Genomic DNA, 8764 nt, shown 5'->3' on the forward strand with positions numbered 1-8764 from the left:
TTGGCAACTCCTATGTCTGCGCATTCGGATCCCTCAATATTCGGAGCAACGATGACCAGCTGAGTACTGCGCTCACGAACCCGGATATTGCCAGCCCCAAAGCGGCTCCGGCGACGCTCTCCAGGAGCACGCATCCGAGGATGCTTAGGGTGACACCAGCGGCGGCAACAATAAGTTTTTGCCACGCTAGGATCTTCGCTTTGCGCCGTATTTTGAGTATCAAGGTGGGCCCGGAAGCAATCGCCAAAAAGACGTACTGTGAAGCCGTGAGCAGGATTATGGACTTGGTGATGGACCACGAAGCACCAAGTGCTGCTTCTCCCAACCCGTTGGGCAAGAACGCCAAGACGAGTCCCCAGCCGAGTGCGGTCAACGTAATCGTGACGGTAACGCGCCGCGCTGAACTAAAATGGGAATTTCGGGGGCGGCGCAGGACAACCGGGGTCACGGCAATGTTGACGTAAGCGAAAATGACGTTCAAGGGCCCAATGAGAGTGCTTGCTCCACGCAGAGCGGCGGCGGCCTGCGGGCCGACGATCACGGCAGCGGCCGTGGTCACGACTACCTGTGAGCCTTGGGCCAGTCCTGCTCCCCACGCCATTGAGGCTGATATCGAGTCCCAGCGCATTAGCCGGCGAAGGCTCCCCTTGAAAACTGGCCTTAGCCGTGCGACGGCCAATCCAACGGTGAAAGAAAGGATGACAGTGCCAATCCACAGGATGAGCAGTGTCGGTCCCGGCTGGAGTGGAAGAAAGAAGACCACCGTCATCATGGTGAACCAGGTAAAGTCGGACACAAGCGCCGCGACGGGTTGGTTAGAAGCGATGGAAACGAAACGCACTAAATCCTGTAAGCATGTCATGGGTGCAGCCAGCGAGACGGTGACGAGAATACCTGTACCACCACCAGTCAGAACTAGAGAAGCCAAGAAGACGCTGCCAGCGAGAGGTAGTCCGAGTATCAGCATTGCGCCCATGAAGTTTGCTCCGAGCGCACGAGCATCTCCTGCGGATACGGTCATGGATATCTGGGTGCCCAGATACGCGCGACACAAAGCTAGCGACATAGCCAGCACTGAATACGCGATCGCAAAATGCCCGAAATCAGCAGCGGGATAGACGCGGGCAATCACCAGCACAACAAGGATACTTGAAGCGCTCGACAGACCTTGGTCGCCCAAACGCATGAATTTACTCAGGCGGAAGGGGGCTCGGACCTTCGGTACGTCGTCGGTACCTACCGCGCCGCGAGTCTGCGTTACTCCGTCTCCAGTAGGACTTCCAGCCCTACCCCCGAGGTGCCTACGAACTTTCATTTGGAAATCGATCTCGAAGCACTTCCGGCTTCCTTTGCCCGAATACAACGCCGGCTGGAATAGTTCCAGATACTACGGTTCCCGGAGTGATCAGAGCGGAACGCCCCATTCGAACGCCACCCAGAATAACGCAGCGTGACGTGATCCAGGAGCCGCTTTCGATAAGTATGGATGCCGCCGTGACTCGCATATCCGTCGAAGCTGCGTGCGATCCTGTGGTGATGAAGACGTCTTGCGATATAACTACGTCGGATTCCACAGTGATTTTTTCGCGATTGCTGATCCACACGCCTTCCCCGACCCAGCAGTCGTCTCCCACTGAAAGGTTCCATGGAAAGCGGACTCGTGTTCTCGGCCGTATGATGACGCCCGAACCGATGCTGGCTCCGAAAGCACGAAGAGCCATCACTCTTAGGCGCGAACTTGGTTGCAGACTGTTGGTCACCAAAACGTATTCAACGAGGCGCCAGACAGCCTCTTTCGCGCGTGTGGCACCAGTGCCGATACCCGAACTAGGAACGTCGCGAAGTTTGATGACCCGTACTCGCGGATGGGTAGGTTGCGGATTTCGGGGGGCGGAGCTCATGCCGCCGAATCCTGGTATACGGTCTGTAGTTGGAGGCCCAGCGACTCAAGCGAAAAGGTCTTCGAAGCTACTTGGCGTGCGCCAGTAGATTCCTCAGCGTAGTTTGAAAGCACCGAATCAACGGCATCTGCCAATGAGGACGCGTTGCTGTTGACCACGCGAACACCCGGACGGCCATTGACCAAGGGTGCCAAGCCGCACGTTTCGTCGATGACGGCAGGAACACCATTGGATAATGCTTCGAGGACTATCATCGGAAAAGGCTCGTTGATACTGGGAAGTACTAGAACATCGGATTTCGCAAGCACCGCGGAGACGTCGGAAGGTGCTACGGCCCCTTCGTAGGAGAAATTACCATCGGGGAAAGCCGCTGAAGCGTCCAGGATACTTCGGAGCTGACCGCCATCGGGCCCGACGAGCCGAAATTGATAGCGTCCGGGGTAGCGTCGTTCGAGTTCATGGGCTGCCGCAATAAACAACTCGGGCCTTTTGCGCTTGTGTAGGCGAGAGCAGACGAGCACGGTGAAGGGTGTTGGGGGAGTACGGCGCGGTGCCACATGCGCGGGGACAAGTACCGCATTGTGCAACTCCTGCAGTCGGTCTGGGCCCCGCAGCGCTGTGAGATTTGCTGACTCTACACTCGTGAGAAAAAAAAGCCGAGCGGCTCCCATAAGTGCGGTCCGCGTCAAAGCCATATCGTATAAACGCTCGGCCACACCACGTGCCGGCTTGATCATTCCGTGTGTCTGGACGACATACGGAACACGCATCAGTCGACAGAGCACAGCAGCCGGCATGACTAGGAAGTCACGCGCCAAATGTATATGTACGATATCAAACGTCCTCGCGTTGCGCGCGAACCAGTAGAGCAGAGCTGGACTAATCAAGCTACCGAACGAGCGTAGCGGTCTGTACGCCCGCTTGAACTGTGTCTTGTAGGGTGCGCGTCTATGAGAGGTTCTTGCGTGATCTACGCCAGCTGCGAGCGTCACGTCGTGATTCTGTGAGAGGGCGTGACACTGGGCAAAAGCAACAGCCGTCGGCCCCCCGTAGGCACCATCCTTGCTCACGTAGGCAACTAGCTGGCAGATTTTCATTGGGCGAGCTCCTTAAACCACTTGAAGGAAAAAGCAACCGTCCAAGCTAGACGAATGACGGCCAAGACGGTGTAGATGAAAACGAAGGCGGAAGGAGACCCGAAAGCCAAGAAAACAGTACAGAAGATCCCGTAGTCGACCGAGAGTAGCAAGAAAGAGCGAGTTTTAGAGTGTTGGCGAAGCGGGCGTCCCTGTGCCTCCGGTCTTTTGAGGAGGCCTGCCAGCGTCCCACCGGTGAAAGTAACTACCGCTGCGAATTGAAACACGAGCGGTACAAGCAGCATGGGCAGCGATAGATCGAAGAAACGAGCCCAGCTGATCAGCACTGCTGTATGAACGGCGACCATCTTCCCGGCGTCAAGGACATGATCCAACCACTCTCCGGCGGGTGAACTGCACCCCTGAAGTCGTGCTAATTGACCGTCTGCAGCGTCAAGCATGAAACCCAACGTCAGCATGAACCATGCTGCCAACCCAGCAATCCAAGTCGGTGCCGCCGTCGCCACGATGATGATTCCACCTGCCGTCACGGCACCGCTGGACAGACTGACTTGGTTGGGCGACATTCCCAGCACATAAGCCATCGCGGCTAGGCGTCGGCCGGCCGGGCGGTTTACCCACAGTGAGTAAAAGGAAACGCCGCGTGGAGACTTTTGCTTCGCGGCAAGTGTCCCTAAGGCCGTTTGGTAAACGTTCACGTCTCATCCCCCAGAAGTTCGCTTGGTTCCTTCCACTTCGTCGAAGTACACCTCCCAGAAGTATGGCCCGGAATCATGACGAATAAAACACTCGTTTTTTCTCGACTACCGACTGAACTATCCCGAGGGTCCCGATTTGCTTGCAATCAAGCCAAATCGGAGGCTGAGCTTCCGAAGAAGTCCTGATGGCAGGTGTGGTGTCCTGTGGACCGCCACTGCCCAAATCCAAGTGGCGAACCAGTGCTGGTTACTCGTGTGCAGAGTACCTGCACTCGATATTTTCTTCCTCATACCATCCGGTTGGCTCCGGGCCGATCGATGCAGCGGATGGTCGCACTAGTTGAGGGGGTCGGTTTGGGGGCGATTGTCACCAATTTGCGGTGGAGAAGTCCGACGACAGAGTGTCAAGGTGCGATTGCGGACAGTGTCCAGGCCGATGCTCTGCGACGGGAAGGGTTTTTCGATGAGCCCCATGTGCTGTCCATCGGACTCATCATCTTATTGTTTGTTCCCTGCGTAGGAAGCAGATACATCCTTACACAACGCGGCCTGGCCGCGACTGACTCGCCGTGCTTGCGAGGTTCGCTTTATTTGCCGGACGGTCCGTGTAGCGTCCTGGTGCCCTTGTTAGGCGAAGTGCATTCGCAGTGGCGGGGAGAAATCGACAGGATTCTTCACAAAGTGAGGATACCTCTGAACGAGATTCGCGTAGGCGATCTGTCCAACGTGCAACGAGCCAAAACGCAACGACTCGACCGGGAAGAGGCCAGAGTGCTTGGTTGCCTTGTCACCAGCGGCAAAGCGCGCTTGTTTTTGCAGTGCGGTAACACTTCTGCTCTCTACGGTGGCCTTTTGAGTCTTTGCGCAAATGGCCATCTGTACCAAGCGGACGTCGGACAAATTGTGAGCCGGGCTGCTGATGAACTCTGCGAAGGACTCATGGGGGGACCCGTGATTTCCAACTTGGGTAAACCCGCATGTCCGATGGACGAAGATAGTGCCAGGAGCCTCACGGCGCTAACATGCGACTGGCCGCACATTGGCAAGGTCCTAAACCGTCTCGGTGCTTGGGCTCTGGGGCAAGGCAGAATGCAGACAGATCCCAGAAAATGGAACGTTGCCAGAATGCCTTCAGCAGCCTTGGGAACCAAGACGCGAAAGCTGGCAAAGATCATCGCTCTGATCCGCAAATTCCCGTCGCTGGGCATCGTCGTCTACTCGCAGATGAGCTCGTTTATCGACCTCGTTGTGCGCGAACTGGTGATTGTGGACCTCATCGTCTGGCGACTAAGCAACAAGCAAATTGCCTCAGCGCTCTTCTGCCCAACGGATCCTCGAAAGGCACCATTACCGTGCACGCTCCAAGTTGGGGTGCGACGCGAAAAGAACTGAAGCTATGAGCGATCTTCTGCTCGTAAACAATTATCTAAGGAGTTCGATTTGATCACAAAGTATAGTTACGCCCCTGGAGCAGTCGGCATCTTCCACATACGTCACCTAAACATCCTCCAGAAAACCCGCAGCCGCATTGATTATTTGATAGCTGGTGTGGTCTCGGACGAGAAGTGCGAACTCAGCAAGAGAAATCGTCGGTCAGCTGCACTAGCCGAGGAACTTGAGATCGTTGAAAGCTCCCGATGCGGCGACCGCGCAGTGGCTGAGGTACTCCCGGACGAGATGGATGCAGGGCGAAAAATGAGCTTTGACGTTTTGGCTAGAGGCGGTGAATGGCAGGGAACACGGAAGGGCGTTGTGCTAAAACGGGTCTTTACAGAAGTAACTGTTCAAGTTGTCTATTGTCGCTATAGAGTCCACACATCTAACACCCTCTCGAGGGGTAATTTGCAGGCGGAACAGCCCGCCGTCGTAAGCGAAGGCTCGGGTCATGGAAACTCGAGTAAGTACGCCGTCGTAGCCGGCGCCGACATCCCGGCGGTCTGGTCGTGAAGGACTCCGACGGGCAGTCGCTGCGTATCACATTAGTCTGCCTGAACTTTGCTCCTGAAACTTCCGGGAACGCGCCCTATACGACGTCATTGGCAACGGAACTCGTCCGGCGAGGGCACCAGGTGACAGCCGTCACCGGATATCCACACTATCCGCAGTGGCGAGTATTTGAAGACTATGGCGGGTTGAGAGGGAGCGAAACCGTGGACGGAGTGACGGTCAAACGCCTGCGACATCCGGTGCCAAAAAACCCGACCAACATTCGACGCGCACTCATGGAGCTAGTGTTCGGCTTGCAAGTCGTGACGGCTGACTGGAGACGCCCCGACGTAGTGCTGTTCGTGAGCCCGGCACTTATTTCCTCGCTCTGTGGACTGCTCAGGGCCCGCGCTACCGGGACACGTGCAGGCATCTGGATCCAGGACCTGTACAGTCTCGGGACCGCCGAGACCGGGACCGTCTCCGGTCCGGCTGTTGCCATGATGGTGAAACTAGAGCGTTTCGCCCTCCGTTTGCCCGGAAAAGTAGTGGTGATCCATGAAGTCTTTCGCCGCCACGCGGAAGGAGCGCTGGGGATTCCACAGAAGAACGTGGAAATCATCCGGAACTGGACTCATTTGGGACCTGAACGTCGGGTGGATCGCATGGCGACGCGTCATGGGCGAGGCTGGAACGAGGACGACATTATAGTTCTTCATGCGGGCAACTTGGGAGTCAAACAAGGACTTGAAAATGTTTTGGAATCTGCTCGGCTCGCCGACTCCAGGGAAGCGTACGTCCGATTCGTACTTTTAGGCGATGGCAATCAACGGGCCAGGCTGCAAGAAGAAGGCAGGGGCATTTCCCGGCTCGAGTTCATCGATCCAGTCTCGGATGGCGACTTTCAGGCATTGCTAGCTGCGGCTGACATCTTGCTCGTCAACGAACGGCCCGGAGTTTCCGGTATGTCCGTACCGAGCAAGCTGACGTCATATTTCAACTCAGGTCTACCTGTCGTAGCTGTGACGGACTCCGGTAGTGCAACAGCCTTCGAGATAGAAGCTTCGCAGGCAGGGTTGCGCGTGGATACGGCGAAGCCCGAAGCGTTGCTTACTGCGGTAGTGGAGCTAGGGGGAAACGCGGAAAGACGCGAGATTTTGGGACGAAAAGGACTGGCCTTTCGGCACGATGTGCTGGGCATGGAGGCGGGGGCCGCGAAATTCGAAAAGAGCCTTCTGGCCTTGGCGGAGTCTGGCCGTCGTAGGTCGCGCCTTAGGCTGAGGAAAGTCCTTTCGAGTTTTCCTGGCCTGCGTTCAGGCCGATCTCCGGGGAAGAAAAATTCTCACCTCTCGAGATTGTTGGGAGTGAAAGTGAAGCGGAACTAGAAGACTCTTCTATGGTTCAAGTCAAGAGGGTTCCAAGTTTTCTGAATAGCTGACGGGCGAAGAGTTGCTTGAAGCAGCGGTGGATGTTTGTATTGCTTTTCCCTTCGGCGGTGCGCCGCTCGACGTATTCCATGGTGGCGGCATCGAACATCATCCGTGTCCGAGCGATCGTATGCAGGGCACGGTTCAGATGTAGGTCGCCGTGGAGGTTGAGTCGCTGTCTGGTCTTGTTGCCTGAGGACGCCTGGCTTGGGGGCACCTCGGCCAGCACGGCGAAGGCAGTGAATATTCGCCTCTTTGGGCTCCACTCGTAGTCCGGGCGTGCAGCATGTCGCGGCGTCGCGATTGGTGTGGTTGAACACCGCTTTCGGCTTGGATGAGCACAATCTCATGGGGCTACTTCCACCACGCTACGGCCACATGTGAAGGAAGTACCGGTAGTGGTATGGAAGATCGAAGTTTGTCGCGAAGAGCGATCGGGCCCGCCCCGGAGATATCCGGGCACAACTTCCAGCGGGTCCTCGATCTTGCGGACCGCCGCAATCTCGGCTGGGACGATTCTGCGCAGGTGTCGGAGCACGAGGTGTATTCAGCACCGTTTCCCGGCCGCGGTGTCCGGGAAACTGTCTTTGCGCAGCCGGACTGGCTTCGGATTCACACCGAGTCTGCCCTAGCCGGCGCGACATTGAAGCTGCCGCATCAGGAGTTGTCGACGCTATGTCCGCCCAGTATCAGCAGAAGGACCGGCATAACAGATCGGCTCCGGCGTCCATGCAGACGCAAACATGGACCGGGTCATCCACAACATGGTCTGGGTCGAGACGGGCAACCACAACTTGCGGGAACGTATGGCGCTGGGCGGCGCCTAGTCCGAAGCGGAGGGTTTCGGCAGCGCTATGCCAGACCGCTGCCGGTGCTCTATAACACGATCGATGGTGCTGAGTGGCACGATCGGGTGAGGCTCGAAGCCTCAAATATTCAGACAGCTTCCAATCAGACACCACCATGGTGCAAGTACGAGACGAGCACTTGTGCTGAGGTTATCGGGCCAGGCCCGGATAGGTCCTTGAGGGCAGCAGCCATGAGGATGCCGATCACCCGCAGTTGCTCCTCATTGCGCGCAACCTGGACGCGAATTGATTGATGGCGGTGGCCAGTCGCTTGGCCTCTTCGCGTCCGATCTGAGCCTGCAAGTCGTCGCTCCTGTGCATCTAGAAGCGGCTGAACTCCGTGATTTGGTCGTAGCTGAGCTCCCGTCGATCGTCTATGCGCAGGTCCATGGTGCGGAGCAGCGCGCTGAGGATTAGCCGGTCTGAGGTTCCTAGACGTTCCATGGTGGCGCGGGAGTTGAGAAGGACTCTAAGGGCCACCGTTTGCCTTCAGCACGGAGGCCCGGCAGGGCTGCTACTTGTTCCACGAGCACCGTGCGAGTAGCGGCCAACGCGTCAATGTCATCGGACTTGCCGCAGCCGGCTCGTGAGGTCCGGCGTGACGATCGCACCTCATAGATATCCAAGGCTGTGGCACGTAGGGCACGGGGCAGTCCCTATTCATAGGAATTGGCTCCCTCGATGAACCCTAGAGTCTTTCCCGACTAGCTGCGCCGGTTGAACCAGGCGATGGCACGCTTGAGGGCTTGTGGGAAATGTGGCGGTACCCATCACTTGGCCGGTGGCGGCCGCAAGAATGGCGTAGGTGTTGGTGCGGGCGTGGGTATCCACGCCGACGATATTCATGTATTGCTCCCGAACGGCGCT

7 protein-coding genes and 2 pseudogenes are annotated in these 8764 nt (G+C 57.1%); 4 read left to right on the forward strand and 5 right to left on the reverse strand.

Annotated elements, in window-relative coordinates; genetic code table 11:
* Positions 1 to 10: 10 nt before the first annotated feature.
* The 3 genes from ACT3UE_RS05310 to ACT3UE_RS05320 all read right to left on the reverse strand — a co-directional run bounded on the left by ACT3UE_RS05310 (position 11) and on the right by ACT3UE_RS05320 (position 3696).
* Positions 11 to 1186 (reverse strand): hypothetical protein, encoded by a 1176-nt coding sequence (locus ACT3UE_RS05310; RefSeq protein WP_444566321.1) that lies wholly within the window; start codon positions 1184 to 1186, stop codon positions 11 to 13.
* A 711-nt stretch (positions 1187 to 1897) separates the two neighbouring features.
* Positions 1898 to 2998 (reverse strand): glycosyltransferase, encoded by a 1101-nt coding sequence (locus ACT3UE_RS05315; RefSeq protein ID WP_444566322.1) that lies wholly within the window; start codon positions 2996 to 2998, stop codon positions 1898 to 1900.
* Positions 2995 to 3696, reverse strand: a complete 702-nt coding sequence (locus tag ACT3UE_RS05320; protein WP_444566323.1) for a CDP-alcohol phosphatidyltransferase family protein — start codon at positions 3694 to 3696, stop codon at positions 2995 to 2997. The genes ACT3UE_RS05315 and ACT3UE_RS05320 overlap by 4 nt, the downstream gene beginning before the upstream one ends.
* Positions 3697 to 4314: 618 nt before the next feature.
* On the opposite strand from ACT3UE_RS05320, the gene ACT3UE_RS05325 reads away from it, so the two are divergent.
* Genes ACT3UE_RS05325 through ACT3UE_RS05335 form a run of 3 tightly spaced genes read left to right on the forward strand, consistent with a single transcriptional unit; the run spans position 4315 to position 7007 of the window.
* Positions 4315 to 5088 carry a hypothetical protein gene (locus ACT3UE_RS05325; RefSeq protein ID WP_444566324.1) on the forward strand — a complete coding sequence of 258 codons (774 nt, stop codon included), beginning with the start codon at positions 4315 to 4317 and terminating at the stop codon, positions 5086 to 5088.
* A 48-nt stretch (positions 5089 to 5136) separates the two neighbouring features.
* Positions 5137 to 5643 (forward strand): adenylyltransferase/cytidyltransferase family protein, encoded by a 507-nt coding sequence (locus ACT3UE_RS05330; protein WP_444566325.1) that lies wholly within the window; start codon positions 5137 to 5139, stop codon positions 5641 to 5643.
* Positions 5640 to 7007 (forward strand): glycosyltransferase family 4 protein, encoded by a 1368-nt coding sequence (locus ACT3UE_RS05335; protein WP_444566326.1) that lies wholly within the window; start codon positions 5640 to 5642, stop codon positions 7005 to 7007. The genes ACT3UE_RS05330 and ACT3UE_RS05335 overlap by 4 nt, the downstream gene beginning before the upstream one ends.
* Positions 7008 to 7023: 16 nt before the next feature.
* Here the strand turns inward: ACT3UE_RS05335 and ACT3UE_RS05340 are convergent, their stop codons facing one another.
* Positions 7024 to 7278, reverse strand: a complete 255-nt coding sequence (locus ACT3UE_RS05340) for a transposase (RefSeq protein WP_444566327.1) — start codon at positions 7276 to 7278, stop codon at positions 7024 to 7026.
* Positions 7279 to 7733: 455 nt separating this feature from the next.
* Here ACT3UE_RS05340 and ACT3UE_RS05345 point away from each other — a divergent pair.
* Positions 7734 to 7876: pseudogene (locus tag ACT3UE_RS05345) on the forward strand (ATP-binding protein); the annotation flags it as partial.
* Between the two features lie 681 nt (positions 7877 to 8557).
* Here the strand turns inward: ACT3UE_RS05345 and ACT3UE_RS05350 are convergent.
* A pseudogene (locus ACT3UE_RS05350) lies at positions 8558 to 8764 on the reverse strand (hypothetical protein); the annotation flags it as partial.

It is taken from the genome of Arthrobacter sp. 179 (assembly GCF_052379645.1).
GTDB lineage: Bacteria > Actinomycetota > Actinomycetes > Actinomycetales > Micrococcaceae > Arthrobacter_H.

Excerpts from the sequence above, each read along its gene's own strand:
- ACT3UE_RS05315 (WP_444566322.1), bottom strand. The coding sequence starts at position 2,998 with ATGAAAATCTGCCAGCTAGTTGCCTACGTGAGCAAGGATGGTGCCTAC.
- ACT3UE_RS05310 (WP_444566321.1), bottom strand. The coding sequence starts at position 1,186 with ATGCGTTTGGGCGACCAAGGTCTGTCGAGCGCTTCAAGTATCCTTGTT.